The sequence below is a fragment of the uncultured Leifsonia sp. genome, from assembly GCF_945957465.1.
GTDB lineage: Bacteria > Actinomycetota > Actinomycetes > Actinomycetales > Microbacteriaceae > Leifsonia.
On record NZ_CAMFLC010000010.1, the window covers coordinates 1 to 15913 of the forward strand.

Consider the following 15913-nt stretch of genomic DNA (forward strand, 5'->3'; position numbering starts at 1 on the left):
CCCTCGCGCACGTGCTCCTCGTGGAGACGGCGCGCGAGCTGGAGGAGGTTGTTGGTCGCGTTCGGGTCGTTCGCGTCGGTCGCTCCGGCGACGAACCCGGCAGCGGCTCCGCCCGCAGCGGCCGCGGGCGCCGCGGCAGCCTGCTGGCGCGCAGCCTCCGCCTCGCGCTGTGCGGCGGCGAGGCGCTGCTTGAGGTCCTCGTTCTCCTGCTGGAGGCGCTGCGCTTCGCCGTTGTCGGCGGCCGGGGCCGCCGAGGCCGCGGGGGCGGCGCCGCCGCTGCGCTGCAGTTCTGCGATGCGCGAGTCGGCCGCGACGAGGCGCTGCTTGAGCTCCTCGTTCTCCTGATTCAGCCGACGCAGTTCGACGACGACCTCGTCGAGGAAGTCGTCGACCTCGTCCTGGTCGTAGCCCTCACGGAACTTCGTCGGTTGGAACCGCTTGTTGACTACATCTTCCGGAGTCAGCGCCATGGCAAGCCACCTTAGATCATGAAAAAGACGAACATTGAGTGCGTTCAGCCAACGCTAGCAAAGTGCACTGCGAGAGCGCACTCCGCCGCACCCGTGATGCATTGGCCCCGACCACACTACAACGGGTGCACGTCCGGTCCCGACACCGACGCTCGGCCGCGATCACGGCGAATCTTCGGGTTCAGGTGAAACTCAGGGTCACGTACAAGCCGATGATCACGACGAGCATGGTGAGGCTCCAGCCGAAGTCGATGGCCACCGGGCCCATCGAGAGCGGCGGGATGATCCGCCGGAAGAAGCGGATCGGCGGGTCGGTGACCACATACGTGGACTCGGCCAGCACCAGCCCGAAGCCGCGGGGCCGCCATTGCCGCGCGAACGTACGCACCAGGTCGAGGACGAATCGTGCCCAGAGCACGAAGAAGTAGATCAGGAGGACGTAGTAAAGGACGTTCGCGATGATCGAGACGACAAGCACGTCTCCAGTATGAACGACCGAGAATGCACGAAAGCGCACCGTCCGGACGGACAGTGCGCTTTCGGGCGGAGGCGGTCAGGCCTGCGCGAAGAAGGAGGCGTCGACGTCGGCGTCCTGGCCGCCGTGCTCACCCGAGACCACGACGTGGGAGGGGGACAGCAGAAACACCTTGGGAGTCACCCGCTCGATCTTGCCGTACAGCCCCTGGGAGAGGCCGCTCGCGAAGTCGATCAGGCGGCGGGCGTCGCTCTCGCTCATCTGCGAGAGGTTGATGATCACCGGGATGCCTTCGCGGAAGGATTCGGCGATCGCCTGCGCATCGCGGTACTGACGGGGGTGGACTGTGAGGATCTCGTTCATTTCCTGTACCGAAACATTCCGTGCGGTGGACGATTTGCGCAGCGGCGTGACCGGAGCGCGTCCGGCCACGGGGGCGACCGGAGCGGGGTGCGGAACGGGCTGGACCGGCGCGGGCGAGGGAGCCTCGCGACGCGGCTGGTGCTGCGCCTGCTCCTGAGGCTGCTCGTCGAACTCGAGCTCCTCGTCGGCGAGGCCCAGGTAGACCATCGTCTTCTTCAGCGGGTTGGCCATGCGCTTCCTCCGTGTAGACCGGTGCGCCGACGCCTCGCACGCACGTTATGAACCTTCTCCCTTTCGAGATTAACGAAGGGTCGGCCGATTCCCGGTAATGGCGGTGCCGATCCGAAGGTGTGTCGCGCCCGCGGCGATGGCCTCGCGGTAGTCCTGGGACATCCCTGCCGAAATGGCGCTCGCCCCGGGGGCGATGCGCTGGACGCGCTCGCTCGCCCGGCGCACGCGCTCGAACGCGCGGGCGGGCTCCTCGTCGAGCGGCGCGACCGCCATGACGCCGAGCAGCCGCAGCCCCGGCGTCTCGAGGACCCGCTCGACCAGCGGCTCGAGGTCGCGGTCGGCGACCCCGCCCCGTGCCGGGTCGTCCGTGAGGTTGAGCTGCACGAAGGCGTCGATCTCCGCCTCGTCGGAGGCGAGCGCATCGACGAGCGAAGACCGATCGAGCGAGTGGATCACCCGCGCGTAGCGACGAACCTGCCGCGCCTTCTTGCTCTGCAGCTGGCCGACGAAGTGCCAGCGCAGGTTGAGGTCGGCGAGCTCCGCCGCCTTCTCCTGGGCTTCCTGGTGACGGTTCTCCCCCACATCCTCGACGCCGAGCGCGGCCAGCTCGCGCACGAGGGACGCGGGATGGAACTTCGTCACGACGATCGTCGTCAGCTCCTCCGGCGCGCGCCCGGCGGCCCTGGCGGCATCGGCGATGCCGCCACGGACCGCGGCCAGGCGCTCGGCGAGCGGGCTACTTGAGGAAGTCGGGGATGTCGAGGTCGTCATTCTCGTCGTCGAACGCCGGGTCCTTCTGGGCCGTCTCGGTGACCGGGGTCTCACCGGTCGCGTGCCACTGCGTGGCGGGCGCGTCGACCTCGCCTGCCTCCACCGTCGCCGAGGAAGCCGCTGCCGCCTCGTCCGACCCGGTCTCGACGAACGTCGAGCGACGCGTGTCGGCCACCGCCTGCACCGACTTCGGCTCCCCGCCGTCGAAGCCCGCCGCGATGACCGTGACGCGCACCTCGTCGCCGAGGGTGTCGTCGATGACCGCACCGAAGATGATGTTGGCTTCCGGGTGCACGGCCTCCTGAACCAGACGGGCGGCGTCGTTGATCTCGAAGATGCCGAGGTTCGAGCCGCCCTGGATGGAGAGCAGCACCCCGTGGGCGCCGTCGATGGAGGCCTCGAGCAGAGGCGAGGCCACCGCCAGCTCCGCGGCCTTGATGGCACGGTCGGCGCCGCGAGACGAGCCGATGCCCATGAGCGCGGAGCCGGCGCCCTGCATCACGGACTTGACGTCGGCGAAGTCGAGGTTGATCAGGCCGGGGGTCGTGATGAGGTCGGTGATGCCCTGCACACCGGCGAGGAGCACCTGGTCGGCGGTGGAGAACGCCTCCAGCATGCTGATGCCGCGGTCGCTGATCTCCAGCAGCCGGTCGTTCGGGACCACGATGAGGGTGTCGACCTCTTCTTTGAGGCGCTGGACGCCGGACTCGGCCTGCTGCTGGCGGCGCTTGCCCTCGAACGAGAACGGCTTGGTGACCACACCGATGGTCAGGGCGCCGATCGATTTGGCGATGCGTGCCACGACCGGCGCGCCGCCCGTGCCGGTGCCGCCGCCCTCCCCCGCGGTGACGAAGACCATGTCGGCGCCGGCGAGCGCTTCTTCGATCTCCTCGGCGTGGTCTTCCGCCGCGCGGCGGCCGACCTCGGGGTCTGCTCCCGCGCCGAGTCCGCGCGTGATCTCACGGCCCACGTCGAGCTTCACGTCGGCGTCGCTCATGAGCAGCGCCTGCGCGTCCGTGTTGATGGCGATGAACTCGACGCCGCGCAGGCCGAGCTCGATCATGCGGTTGACGGCGTTGACGCCGCCGCCGCCGATGCCGACGACCTTGATCACGGCGAGGTAGTTCTGGTTTGCTGTCACTTCCGGCCTCCACGGGAACCTTCAACCTCTAGTCGAGGCTTAAAGTTATGCTGAGTATGCAATTCTCGATTCGACGGTAGAGGCGCATGGCTCCCAGCCGCCGCAGCTTCCAGGCGTGTCGGCAAAGTGGCCTCCAACCCGGTCATCCCGTCGTCACGCTGTGGGGCGACGAGACGTCGTAACGGTGTGCGTCCGGAGCGCCCTTGAGCAGAGCCGCGAGGTCGGCGGCCTTCAGCGCCGAGTCCTCCGCGCTCCCCCAGACGACCGTCGCCGTGCGGCCGCGCAGCGTGAACGACACGTCGTCCTTGGTCTTCGCCGAGATGGTGTCGATCTGTGCGCGCACGTCGGAGGGCAGCGACGCCAACACGGCGGCCGCCGCGGCGAACCCGGAGTCCGCGTTCGCGTCCGCCGCCGCACCGGTGGCCGAGATGAGCGGGAAGTCGGCCGGCCGCGCGGCGCTCGAGGAGATCGGCACCTTGGCCTCGTCGACCAGCACGAACGCCGAACCCTGCTGCACGACCCCGATCGGCTGGCGCTCGACGATGCGCACCACCAGCGTGTCGGGCGGATGACTCTCGAGCGTGTAACTGCGGATCAGCGGGAAGCCCGCGAGGTCGCTGGAGATCTCGGCCTGATCGAGCAGGACGAGCGGCGTGCCCACCTGGTCTCCGAGCTTCTTCGCGATCGTGGCGGCATCGAGGCGGGAGGCTCCCACGACCTCCACGTGGCGCAGGGCGAGCAGCGGCGAGAGCCCGACCGCCACGACCCCGAGCACCAGGGCGACGACCACGCCGGCGGCACTCAGCCAGATCATCCTGCGGTGCCGCGAACGCTTCGTGAACCGGCGCACCTCGCCGCGTTCGACGCGCTTGCGCTCGGCGCGGGCCGCTCGCAGCGCGCGCGAGATCTCGCGGTTGCTCGGCACACGGCCGACCGCCGGGTCGGCCGACGCTCGCGGCCGCGTCCACGGCCTGCGTGTCGCGATGCGCTCCGGCGTGTCGACTCCACCGGGCGCCTCGGCCGTCGTCGTCCCCGACGCAGCGGGCCCCTGGCCTCCCACGATCGGGATGGGCTCGGTGACCGTTCCGACGGCTGCCGGGCGTTCTCCGACAGCACCGCGCTCGGGCGTTGCCGGCGCCGGTTCGTCCGGCGCACCGGCCCGAGGCGCGGCGGACCGGTCGAAACCCTGGGGACGCTTCACCTGCCGTTACTCCCGAACGCGGCGGAGCGACTCGAGCAGCTGTGGCACGATGCGGTACACATCGCCGCAGCCGAGCGTGATGACGAAATCTCCTTCGCGAGCGATCGTCGCCGTGTGGTCCGCGGCCGCCTGCCAGTCGGCGATGAAGGCGACGTGCTCGGGATGCTCGAAGCGGTCGGCGACGAGGGCGCCGGTCACTCCGGGCTCCGGGTCCTCGCGCGCGCCGTACACATCCAGCACGACGGTCTCGTCGGCGTAGGTCTCGAGCGTCTCGGCGAACTCCCGCGCGAAGAGCCGGGTGCGGCTGTAGAGGTGCGGCTGGTGCACGGCGATGATGCGGCCCTCGCCCACGACCGTCCGCGCGGCGGCAAGGGCCGCGGCGACCTCGGTCGGGTGGTGCGCATAGTCGTCGTAGACGCTCACGCCGCCCACGGTGCCGTGCAGCTCGAACCGGCGCTCGGTGCCCCCGAACTCCGCGATGGCCGACAGGGTCGCCTCGGGGTCGAAGCCCAGACCGGTGAGGACCGCGAACGCGCCGGCCGCGTTGATGGCGTTGTGGCGGCCGGGCACGCGCAGCCGGGCGGTGTACTCCCGGCCGCGGAAGCTGAGGGCGAACGCGACGGGGCCGTCCGTGACGATCGAGTGGACGCGCACGTCCGCGCCGTCGGCCTCGCCGAACGTGACGACGCGCTTGTCGGGTGCGACCTCCTGCAGCCGGCGGTGGACGTGTGTCGCGCCGGCGTCGTCCGACGACACGACGACGAACTCGTCCGCCTCTCGGGCGAATGTCACGAAAGCGTCTTCGAACGCCTCCAGCGAGCCGTAGTGATCGAGGTGGTCCGGGTCGACGTTGGTGATCAGGGCGACGGCCGTGTCGTAGAGCAGGAAGGAGCCGTCGGATTCGTCGGCCTCCACGACGAACAGCTCGCCGCTGCCCGCCTGCGAGCTCTTGCCCAGGGAGGCGATGACGCCGCCGTTGACGAAGCTCGGGTCTTCGCCGAGACCGAGCAGACCGGTGATGATCATGCCCGTCGACGTGGTCTTGCCGTGGGCGCCGGCGACCGCGACGAGCCGCTTGCGGTTGATCAGCCACGCGAGAGCCTGCGACCGGTGCAGCACCGGGATGCCCTTCTCGAGCGCCAGCCGATACTCCGGGTTGTCCTGCCAGAGCGCACCGGTCACCACCAAGGTGTCGGCGTCGCCCACGTTCGCGGCGTCGTGGCCGATCGCGATCGTGGCGCCCAGGGCGCGCAGCGCATCGACGTTCGCCGAATGCCGGACGTCCGATCCGGTCACCCGGTGGCCCGACTCGAGGAACAGCCGCGCGATGCCGCTCATGCCCGACCCGCCGATCCCCACGAAATGCAGGCTGCCCAGGTCGTCGGGAATGGTGGCGTCGAGGTCGGGTTTGATCGTCACAGGTGCTGCTTTCGGTCCGCGATTCGGGTTGAACAGAGTACAGGCTACGCGGCCAACCTCGGTATTCGGCCCAGGGCACTCCGGATCAGCCCAGGGCACTCCGGATCAGCGCGACCATCCGGTCCGAGCCGTCGCGGACGCCGGTGCTCGCTGCGCGGCGCCCCATCTCCTCGACCGCGGGACGCTCGGCCAGCAGCGGAAGCAGGCGGGCGTCGACCCACGACGGGAGGAACACGGCGTCGTCGACCAGGATGCCGCCTCCCGCCTCGACCACGCCCGCCGCGTTGAAGCGCTGCTCGCCGTTTCCGATCGGGAACGGCACGTACACCGCGGGGATGCCGAGAGCGGCGAACTCGCACACGGTCGCGGCGCCCGCCCGGGCGACCGCGAAGTCGGTGAGGGCGAAGGCGAGGTCCATGCGGTCGCAGTAGTCCAGGAGCCGATAGTGCTCGATGCCGGGGTCGGTCAGCTCCCCTCGACCGCCCTGGATGTGCAGCACCTGCCAGCCGGCCGCGGTCACCTCCTCCGCGCGATCGGCGATCGTCTGATTGAGGCGCCGGGCGCCGAGCGATCCACCCGTGACGAGGAGCGTGGGCCGGTCTGCCGCGAAGCCGAACTCCGCGAGGGCCTCCGGGCGCGCGGCGGCGCGATCGAGCTCCTCGATCTCCGGGCGCAACGGCATCCCCACGAAGCGCGCGTGCGGAAGCCGGGTCCCCTCGAACGCCACCCCGACCCACGGCGTCGAGCGCGCACCGAGGCGGTTCGCGAGTCCCGGCCGCGCGTTCGCCTCGTGCAGGGCGTACGGCACCTTCGCGCTCCGCGCCGCCGAGTACGCGGGTGCCGCGGCGTATCCGCCGAAACCGACGACGATGTCGATGCCGCGGTCGCGGATGAGGTGCGTCACCGAGCGCACCGCGTGCCGGTACTGGCCGGGGAAGCGCAGGGCGGCGCCGTTCGGGCGGCGCGGGAACGGCAGCTTCGCGATCGTCGCGAGCTCGTAGCCGCGCGCCGGCACCAATCGGGCCTCCAGGCCCTCCTTCGTGCCCAGCACGACGACCTCCGCCCCGGGGTCGTCGCGGCGCAACCGGTCGGCGACCGCGAGCAGCGGGTTGACGTGGCCGGCGGTCCCCCCGCCGGCCAGCAGATAGCGGCTCACGCCGTGGCGCCCGTGCCGGCAGCGGAACCTTTGACACGACGGGCGTCTCGGGCGTTCTGGCGGGCGAATGACAACACGATGCCGATTGCGATCATGGAACTGATCATCGCAGTACCTCCCGCAGAGATCAGTGGGAGCGGAACTCCGAGCACCGGGATGACGCCCAGCACGACGGAGATGTTGACGAACGCCTGGAAGATCAGCCACACCATGATCGCGGCCGTCGTGACCCGCGGGAACGTGTCGGTGGACGAGTGGATGATCCGCAGGAAGACGATCGCGAGCAGGACGAACAGCAGGAGGACCACGATCGCGCCGATCAGGCCGAGCTCCTCCCCGATGATCGCGAAGATGAAGTCGGTGTCGGCGGCGGGCAGCCACGACCACTTCGAGTGGGAGTTTCCGAGCCCCACCCCGAAGACGCCTCCGGAGGCCAGCGCGTAGAAGCCGTTGTCGATCTGCCAGTTGACATCGGGGTTGGCGGCGCTGGTGCCGCCGAACAGCGCGGCGATGCGTCCCATTCTGCTCGCGCTCGACATGGCCACGAACACGGCGACCACCGCAACTCCGGCCAGCCCGGCGACGAGGTAGCGCAGCCGGACGCCCGCGAAGAACAGTCCGCCGAGCACGAACGCCGCCATCACGACGGTCGTGCCGAGGTCGCCGCCGAGCACCACCAGGCCGATGGCGCCGCCCGCGATCGGCAGGACCGGCAGGGCGACGTGACGCCAATCGTCGAGCAGGTCCTGCTTGCGGGCCAGCACGACCCCGAGCCAGACCACGAGCGCCAGCTTGATGGCCTCCGACGGCTGACCGACGAAGCCGCCGATCCGGATCCAGTTGCGGTTGCCGCCGATCTCCACGCCGAGCGGTGTCAGCAGCACCAGCAGCTGCAGGAAGCACGCCGCCCCGAGGATGAACCAGATCGATCGCTTCCAGAACCGCAGCGGGATGCGCGAGACCAGGAACATCAGCGGGAGGCCGACCAGCGTGTACGCGCCCTGCGACCAGAACCGGGAGAAGAAGTTGTCGGTGTCGTTGTGCGACTCGACGGACGACGAGGAGAGCACCATCACGAGCCCGAACACCACCATGAACAGGGTGATGCCGAGCAGGAGATAGTAGTCGGCCGACTCGCTGTTCATGGCGCGGCCCAGCGATATCCGCGCCGCAAGGGGGCCGCGGAGCTCGCGCTCGGAGTCGGACCCGTCAGGCGCCGGACGGAGTCGAGGCGGAGTCGTCGTCATCCGCCTCACCTCCAAAAAACTCGTTGACGGCCGCCTGGAAGAGGCGCCCGCGTTCTGCATAGTCGGCGAACTGGTCCATCGACGCCGCCGCCGGTGCGAGCAGCACGGTGTCGCCCTCGCGGGCGAGACCGCCGGCCAGCCGCACCGCCGTCGGCATGACCCCTTCAGTCTCGTCGGCGTCCACCTCCAGCACCGGGAGCCCGGGGGCGTGTCGCTCGAATGCCGCGAGCAGCTCGGCCCGGTCGACCCCGATCAGCACGGCACCGCGCAGCCGCCCGGCGTGGGCGGCGACGAGCTGTCCGACGTCGACGCCCTTGAGGAGGCCGCCGACGACCCACACGACGGACGTGTACGCACGCAACGAGGCGTCCGCCGCGTGCGGGTTGGTCGCCTTGGAGTCGTCGACCCAGCTGACGCCCGCCTCCACCCGCACCAGCTCGATCCGGTGGGCATCGAGTCGGAATGCGGTGAGCACGTCCCGGATGACCTGCGGCTCCACGCCGTACGACCGGGCGAGCGCGCTGGCGGCGAGGATGTTCGCGACGACGTGCGGCGCGGCGAGGCCCGCCTCCGCCAGCTCGTCGAGCGTGGTCAGCTCGATGGCGCTGTTGCGCCGGTCTTCGAGGAAGGCGCGGTCGCACAGGATGCCGTCGACGATGCCGAAATCGCTCGGCCCGGGCACGTCGAGACCGAACCCGATCGCGCGGGCCCCCTCGACCACGTCGGCTTCCTCGACCATGCGCAGCGTGGTGCTGTCTGCGCGGTTGTACACGCATGCGACCTGGGTGTTCTCGTAGACCTTGGCCTTGGCCGCGATGTAGGCCTCGAGCGAGCCGTGCCAGTCGAGGTGGTCGTCCGCGATGTTGAGGCACGCAGCGGAGTACGGCGAGAGCTCGCCTCCGCGATTGCGGTTCACCCAGTGCAGCTGGTAGCTCGAGAGCTCGACGACCAGGACGTCGAAGCCCTGAGGATCGCGGATGGCGTCGAGCACGGGCACGCCGATGTTGCCGCACGGGGCGACGCGCGAGCCGCCGGCGAGCAGCATCGTGGCCGTCAGCTGCACGGTGGTGGTCTTGCCGTTCGTGCCGGTCACGCAGATCCAGTCGGCCGGGCTGCCGTCGGGGCCGGTGACCTTGTCGCGCAGGCGCCACGCGAGCTCGATATCGCCCCAGACCGTGACACCCTGCGATGCCGCCCAGAGGAGCAGCGGGTGGTCCCAGTGGAAGCCCGGGGAGACCACGACGAGCTCCGGCTCGAACTCGACCAGCCTCTCGGGCGGAGCGCTCAGGTCGGCCTGCTCGAGCAGTTCCGCGCCGATGACCTCCAAGAGCATGGCGCGCTCCTGGTCCGCTCGCGCGGCGACGACGAGCACGTCGGCACCGAGCTCGGCCAGTGTGTCCGCGACCGAGAAGCCGGTCACGCCGAGGCCGAACACGGCGACGCGCAGGCCTCGCCAGTCGTGGTGCCAGCTGGTGAGAGCCGCCAGGCGCTCGTCGGACGACGTCACGTCGCCAGCCATTCGAGGTAGAAGGAGCCGACACCCGCGGCCACGAGCAGGCCGCCGATGATCCAGAAGCGCACGACGACCGTGATCTCGGCCCACCCCTTCAGCTCGAAGTGATGGTGGATCGGACTCATCAGGAAGATGCGTCTGCCGTGGGTGATCTTGAAGTACGCACGCTGCACGATGACCGACCCGGCCTCGATCACGAACAGGCCGCCGATGAGCACGAGCAGGAGCTCGGTGCGGCTGAGGATCGCCAGGGCCGCCACCGCGCCGCCGAGGGCGAGCGAGCCGGTGTCGCCGAGGAAGATCTGCGCGGGCGAGGTGTTCCACCAGAGGAAGCCCACCACGGCGCCGACGATCGCCGTCGCGACGATCGCGAGGTCGAACGGATCGCGCACGTCGTAGCACTTGGCGATGTTCTCGGGGTTCAGCGTCGGGCTGGCGCACGACTGGATGGACTGCCAGAACCCGATGATGATGTAGGCGCCGATCGCCAGGATGCTCGCGCCGGAGGCGAGCCCGTCGAGGCCGTCGGTGACGTTCACGCCGTTGGAGGTGGCCGCCACGATGAAGTTGATCCAGATCAGGTACAGCCCGTAGCCGACGAGGACGCCGATCACACCGAACTTGGTGATCGACCCGAAGTCGATGGGCAGGTCGCGGATGAACGAGACGCTCATCGTCGCCGGCGTGTACCCGCGTCCGTCGGGGAAGCGGATGGCGAGGAACGCCCAGACCGTCGCGACCACGACCTGACCGGCGACCTTGGCCCATCCGGTGAGCCCGAGGCTGCGCTCGCGGCGGGTCTTGAGGAAGTCGTCCACGAACCCGACGACACCGAGACCGACCATGAGGAAGAGCACGAGCAGCGCCGAGACGCTCGTCTCGTCGCCGGTGAGCAGAAGCGCCGTGAAGTAGCCGAACAGGGTCCCCAGGATGACGACGATGCCGCCCATGGTGGCGGTCCCCCGCTTGGCGTGGTGGCTCTGCGGGCCGTCGTCACGGATGAACTGGCCCCACTGGAGGCGCTTGAAGAGCCGGATGAACAGCGGCGTGAGGAACAGCGTGAACGCCATCGACAGCGCACCGGAGGTCAGAAGGGCTCTCACGAGAAGAATTCTCCCAGTCGATCGCCGAGGAACCGCAGCCCCGCGGAGTTGGACGACTTGACGAGCACGGTGTCGCCGGCGCGCAGCGTCGAGGACAGGTGGCCGAACGCCTCGTCCTGGGTCTCGAAGAACAGCGACTCGCCGTCCCACGACCCCTCGTTGATGGCGGTGATGTGCATGCGCCGGGCGGCAGGGCCGACGATCACGAGCTGGTCGATCCCGAGACGGACGGCGAGCAGGCCGATCCGGTCGTGCTCCTCGCCCGAGAACTCGCCCAGCTCGCTCATCTCGCCCAGGACGGCGACGGTCCGCTCCCCCGGCTCGGCGATCTGCGCCAGCGTCTTGATGGCCGCGGCCATCGAGTCGGGGCTGGCGTTGTACGCGTCGTTGATGATGGTGACGCCGCGTGCGCCGCCCAGGACCTCCATGCGCCACCGCTCGGCGCGCTGCACCGTCTGCAGGGCTCCCACGATGGTGTCGATGTCGACGCCCAGCGTGTGCGCCGCGGCCGCAGCGGCCAACGCGTTCATCACGTGGTGCTCGCCGAGGACCTGGAACTGCACAGTCCGGCTCTCGCCCGCGCGCCCAGCGCCACCGGCGTCGCCCATGCCGTCGAGCGCGGGAAGGTGCAGCGTGAACGCCGTGCCGCGCGCAGTGGACCGCACGTCGGTGGCGCGCACCGCCGCCCGGTCGTCGAGGCCGAACCACAACACCCGCGCCGCGGTCTTGTCGGCCATCGACGCGACCCGTGGGTCGTCGAGGTTCAACACCGCGACATCGGACTCGAGCAGATCGCTGACCATTTCGGTCTTGGCCGCGAGCGTCTTCTCGATACCGCCGAACTCGCCGGCGTGCGCGAGGCCCACCTTGAGGACGATCCCGATGTCGGGACGGGCCATGCGCACCAGGCGCGCGATCTCGCCGATGCCGCTCGCGCCCATCTCGGCGACCAGGTACTGGGTCTCCTCGGTCACCTCGAGCATGGTCACCGGCGCGCCCACCTCGTTGTTGAACGAGGCGCGCGGCGCGATGGTCGGGCCGAGCTGTTCGAGGATGGCGCGCAGCAGGTTCTTGGTCGTCGTCTTGCCGTTGGAACCGGTGACGCCGACGATCTTGAGGGTGCCGAGTGCCCGGACGCGCGCGATCACCTCGGTCGCCAGATCGCCGAGGGCGACGACGGTGTCGGGAACCAGGAGCTGGGCCACCGGCAGGTCGAGCGCGTGATCGACGACCAGGAGGGCCGCGCCCGCCTCGACCGCCTGCGGGGCGAAGAGGTGGCCGTCTGTCACCTCCCCGGGCTTTGCGAAGAAGATCGCGCCGGGCACGACCTCCCGCGAATCGGTGGTGGAGAGGCCGTCCACGACGGTCTCGGGCGTGGCGGCCGTGCCGTCCGGGAGCACGGCTCCGTCGAGCAGCAGCGTGCCGCGGGTCGCGTCGGCGATCTCGGCCAGCGTGAGCGCGATCATCAGAGCCACCCGGCCTCTCGGAGGGCCAGGCGCGCGTCGTCACGTGCCGAGTACGGCAGGCGCCGGCCGGCGACCTCTTGGTAGTCCTCGTGCCCGGGGCCGGCGTACAGCACGACGTCGCCCTCGCCGGCGAGCGAGAGCGCCGCGCGGAAGGCGGCGCGCGGATCGGCCACCTCAGAGAGCTCGGCGTCCGGCACGGCGGCGCGCGCGCCGTCGAGGAGGGCGGCGCGGATGGCCGCGGGGTCCTCCGAGCGCGGGTGGAAGTCGGTGATGACCACCGCGTCGGCGCCGCGTGCGGCGATCGCGCCCATCTCGGCGCGCTTCGTGGTGTCACGGTCGCCGTCCGCCCCGAAGACCATGACGATGCGGCCCTCGGTCACGCGCCGGAGCGCGTCGAGCAACGACCGGAAGGCGTCGGGCGTGTGCCCGTAGTCGATGAAGACGACGGGCCCGTGGTCGCCGGAGATCCGCTCGGTGCGGCCGGGCACGTAGGCGTCGATCCCGCCGTCGCGGTCGAGGGCCGCGCCGATGGCGTCGAGGTCGTAACCGGACTCCACGAGCATCACGATCGCGAGCGCCGCGTTGGCGGCGTTGTAGGCGCCGAGGAGCGGAACCTTGGTCTCGAGCCGGCGGCCGTCCGGGCCGGCGAGCTCGAAGACGGTCTCGGCGAGGGTCTCCTGCACGACCGTGAGCGTCCAGTCGGCGTCGACGCCCGGCACGCTCGCGAGCGTCGTGACCGGGATGCGCGACTGCTCGACGAGGGCGCGGCCCCAGTCGGAGTCGACCGTGACGACACCGCGACGCGCGCGGTCGGGCTGGAACAGCTCCAGCTTGGCCGCGAAGTAGTCGTCCATCGCCGCGTAGTCGTCCAGGTGGTCATGGCTGAGGTTGGTGAAGCCGACGACGTCGAACTCGATGCCGTCGACGCGATGGCGGGTCAGAGCCTGCGCGGACACCTCCAAGGCGACGGCGCGCACACCCTCCTCGCGCATACGGGCGAGCAACGCGTGCAACTCGCTGGCCTCCGGAGTGGTCAGCTTGCTCGTGATCGCCTGCTCGCCGATGCGGCGCTCCGCGGTCGACGACAGCCCGGCGACGACGCCGAGCTGGCCGAGGATCGCATACAGCAGGTACACGACGGTGGTCTTGCCGTTGGTGCCGGTGACGCCGAACAGCGTCGCCGCGTTCTCGTCGGTGCGGTAGATCCAGGCGGCGACGGCACCGAGGGCCGCCCGCGGGTCGGACGTGACGATCACGGGCAGTCCCGAACCGGCGGCGAGTCGCGCGCCGGCCTCGTCGGTGAGGACCGCGACGGCCCCGGCCTCGGCCGCGGCGGCTGCGAAGCTCGCGCCGTGCGCGTTCTTGCCGGGCACGCCGACGTAGAGATCGCCCGGCTCGACCGCCGAGCTCGCCAGGGCGGCGCCGGTGACCTCGACCGCATCGAGGTCACCTCGCACGTCCAGCCCGAACTCCGCGACCAGCTGGGCGAGCGGGCGGGCGACGGGATGCTCGGGGCGCAGAGAGGAGGGCGCCGGTCCTGTCACGGGGCTCACTTTCAGTAGACGGGTAGTGCTCAGTAGGCCGCGTTCTTAGAAATACGGCGGGTAGTCGGCCGGGCTCGACGTCGAGGGCTTCACCCGGTAGCTCTTCAGCACCTGACTCATGATCGTGTGGAACAGCGGAGCGGCGGCTGCCGACGAAGTAATGGTAGTCGGGAACCCGAGGTTGACCGAAACGACGTACTGCGGATCGTCCACCGGGGCGACGCCCATGACCGACACGTAGTACGACGGGAGGTACCCGCCCTTGCCGTCCGGCTGCTGGGCCGTACCGGTCTTCGCCGCGACGTTGTAGCCCGGGATCTGCAGCTGCTTCCAGAGCTCGCCCTTGGTGGTCACCGACTCCAGCATCTGGAGGGTCGTGTCGGCCGCAGCAGCCGAGACGACCTTCACGGGCGCAGGCTTCGGGACGTCGGTGAGCGTGCCGTCCGCCTGCTTGCAGCCCTCGACCATCGTGAGCGGGATGCGGGTGCCGCCGTTCGCGAGCGTCTGATAGGCGCTGATCATCTGCAACTGGGTCGCCGCGACGCCCTGCCCGAACATGGTCGCGTACTTGGTCTGGTCGTCCCACGTGCTCACCGGGTTCAGAATGCCCGACGAATCGTTCGGGTACGGGAGGCCGGTCTTCTCGCCGATTCCGAACTTCTTCATGTAGTCGTAGCGCGTCTGATCGCTGAGCGCTCTCCCGAGCTGTGACATCCCCGTGTTCGACGACTCCATCAGCACCCCCGTGAGGGTCAGCCGCTCGGGCGCGTGATAGCCCGCGTCGTGGAGGTCGGCGCCGTTGCCCGACTTCCATTCGTACGGCGCGATCACCTGGCTCGCCGGCGTCGCCTTGCCCTGGTCGAGCAGCATCGCGGCCGTGAGCGCTTTGAACGTCGACCCGGGCTCGCGCGGGTCGGTCAGGGGCTGCAGGCGCCAGAACGACGGATCGGTCGCGTCGATGTTGTTCGGGTCCAGCGCGGGCCACTGCGCGATGGCCTTGATCTTGCCGGTCTTCGCCTCTGCCACGGTGACGTAGCCGAACTTCGACCCGGTGGCGGCGACCTGCTGAGCGAGTGTCTGCTCGGCGAACCATTGCAGGTCGCTGTCGATGGTGAGCTCGAGCGTGCCTCCGTCTTTGGCCTTGCGCTGCACCACGGTGCTGCCCGGGATGGCGACGCCGTCGGCGCCGCGCTGGTAGGTCTCGAGGCCGTTCTGACCGGCGAGACAGCCGTTCTCGCTCTTCTCCAGGCCGCCGTTGCCGGCCTGCGACACGTAGCCGATCAGGTTGCCGGCCACGGCCCCGTTCGGATAGCTCCGGGCCTGCGTCTTGCTGAAGGTGAGCCACGGGTACGGGAGCTTGTCGAGCTTGTCGAACACCGTCACGTCCATGCCCGACTTGATCAGCACGTACTGCGACTTGGGATTCTCCTTGAGCGCCGCGTCGAACAGCGCGACGACCGCATCGCCGCCCTGTCCGGTGATGGCGCCGATCTTCGCCGCGGCCTCCACCATCTTGTCGCGACCGCCGGCGATCGCGTCGGACGGGGACGCCTGCGCCGTGTAGGTGTAGATGGTGGTGGCCAGCACCGTGCCGCTCGCGTCGACGATGTCGCCGCGGTTGCCGTAGAGGACCGTCGAGTCCTCTTTGGCGTTCACCGACGCCCGCTGCAGGTCGTCGGCGCGCACCACCTGGATGTCGACGAGCTTGCCGCCGAGGATGGCGACGAACCCGGCCACGGCGAGAACGGTCAGCGCCGTGCGTCGCCGCAGCATCTTCCTGTTGAGCATGGAGAGCCCGTCCCGTCCGCTGTCC

At 70.0% G+C, this 15913-nt stretch carries 14 protein-coding genes; all 14 read right to left on the reverse strand.

Annotated elements, in window-relative coordinates:
• Positions 1-470: DivIVA domain-containing protein (locus tag Q0Q23_RS07015; protein ID WP_295121407.1), on the reverse strand; the 470-nt coding region annotated here is incomplete at its 3' end.
• 181 nt (positions 471-651) lie between these two features.
• A complete protein-coding gene (locus tag Q0Q23_RS07020; RefSeq protein WP_179605620.1) occupies positions 652-948 on the reverse strand; it encodes a YggT family protein in 297 nt (98 codons plus the stop codon).
• A gap of 75 nt (positions 949-1023) precedes the next feature.
• Complete coding sequence (gene sepF / locus Q0Q23_RS07025) at positions 1024-1539, reverse strand: cell division protein SepF (protein ID WP_295121410.1); 516 nt, start codon at positions 1537-1539, stop codon at positions 1024-1026.
• A 69-nt stretch (positions 1540-1608) separates the two neighbouring features.
• Positions 1609-2310 carry a YggS family pyridoxal phosphate-dependent enzyme gene (locus tag Q0Q23_RS07030; RefSeq protein ID WP_295121412.1) on the reverse strand — a complete coding sequence of 234 codons (702 nt, stop codon included), beginning with the start codon at positions 2308-2310 and terminating at the stop codon, positions 1609-1611.
• Positions 2276-3451: a cell division protein FtsZ gene (ftsZ, locus tag Q0Q23_RS07035; protein ID WP_295121414.1), complete on the reverse strand. Its 1176-nt coding sequence runs from the start codon at positions 3449-3451 to the stop codon at positions 2276-2278. The genes Q0Q23_RS07030 and ftsZ overlap by 35 nt, the downstream gene beginning before the upstream one ends.
• Before the next feature lie 142 nt (positions 3452-3593).
• Entirely contained in the window at positions 3594-4652 is a 1059-nt protein-coding gene (locus Q0Q23_RS07040) for an FtsQ-type POTRA domain-containing protein (protein ID WP_295121416.1), read from the reverse strand.
• 6 nt (positions 4653-4658) lie between these two features.
• Positions 4659-6071, reverse strand: a complete 1413-nt coding sequence (gene murC, locus Q0Q23_RS07045) for a UDP-N-acetylmuramate--L-alanine ligase (RefSeq protein WP_295121418.1) — start codon at positions 6069-6071, stop codon at positions 4659-4661.
• A gap of 85 nt (positions 6072-6156) precedes the next feature.
• Entirely contained in the window at positions 6157-7227 is a 1071-nt protein-coding gene (locus tag Q0Q23_RS07050) for a glycosyltransferase (RefSeq protein ID WP_295121420.1), read from the reverse strand.
• Positions 7224-8474 (reverse strand): putative lipid II flippase FtsW, encoded by a 1251-nt coding sequence (gene ftsW, locus Q0Q23_RS07055; RefSeq protein ID WP_295121422.1) that lies wholly within the window; start codon positions 8472-8474, stop codon positions 7224-7226. The genes Q0Q23_RS07050 and ftsW overlap by 4 nt, the downstream gene beginning before the upstream one ends.
• Positions 8437-9981 (reverse strand): UDP-N-acetylmuramoyl-L-alanine--D-glutamate ligase, encoded by a 1545-nt coding sequence (murD, locus tag Q0Q23_RS07060; protein WP_295121424.1) that lies wholly within the window; start codon positions 9979-9981, stop codon positions 8437-8439. The genes ftsW and murD overlap by 38 nt, the downstream gene beginning before the upstream one ends.
• Complete coding sequence (mraY, locus tag Q0Q23_RS07065; RefSeq protein ID WP_295121426.1) at positions 9978-11090, reverse strand: phospho-N-acetylmuramoyl-pentapeptide-transferase; 1113 nt, start codon at positions 11088-11090, stop codon at positions 9978-9980. Before mraY ends, murD begins: the two co-directional genes overlap by 4 nt.
• Entirely contained in the window at positions 11087-12556 is a 1470-nt protein-coding gene (murF, locus tag Q0Q23_RS07070; RefSeq protein ID WP_295121566.1) for a UDP-N-acetylmuramoyl-tripeptide--D-alanyl-D-alanine ligase, read from the reverse strand. Before murF ends, mraY begins: the two co-directional genes overlap by 4 nt.
• Positions 12556-14100 (reverse strand): Mur ligase family protein, encoded by a 1545-nt coding sequence (locus Q0Q23_RS07075; RefSeq protein ID WP_295121428.1) that lies wholly within the window; start codon positions 14098-14100, stop codon positions 12556-12558. Before Q0Q23_RS07075 ends, murF begins: the two co-directional genes overlap by 1 nt.
• A gap of 45 nt (positions 14101-14145) precedes the next feature.
• On the reverse strand, positions 14146-15888 hold the full coding sequence (locus Q0Q23_RS07080; RefSeq protein ID WP_295121430.1) for a penicillin-binding protein 2: 1743 nt from the start codon (positions 15886-15888) through the stop codon (positions 14146-14148).
• Positions 15889-15913: the final 25 nt, after the last annotated feature.

Excerpts from the sequence above, each read along its gene's own strand:
- Q0Q23_RS07080 (WP_295121430.1), bottom strand. The coding sequence starts at position 15,888 with ATGCTCAACAGGAAGATGCTGCGGCGACGCACGGCGCTGACCGTTCTC.
- Q0Q23_RS07030 (WP_295121412.1), bottom strand. The coding sequence starts at position 2,310 with ATGACGACCTCGACATCCCCGACTTCCTCAAGTAGCCCGCTCGCCGAG.
- murF (WP_295121566.1), bottom strand. The coding sequence starts at position 12,556 with ATGATCGCGCTCACGCTGGCCGAGATCGCCGACGCGACCCGCGGCACG.
- ftsW (WP_295121422.1), bottom strand. The coding sequence starts at position 8,474 with ATGACGACGACTCCGCCTCGACTCCGTCCGGCGCCTGACGGGTCCGAC.
- sepF (WP_295121410.1), bottom strand. The coding sequence starts at position 1,539 with ATGGCCAACCCGCTGAAGAAGACGATGGTCTACCTGGGCCTCGCCGAC.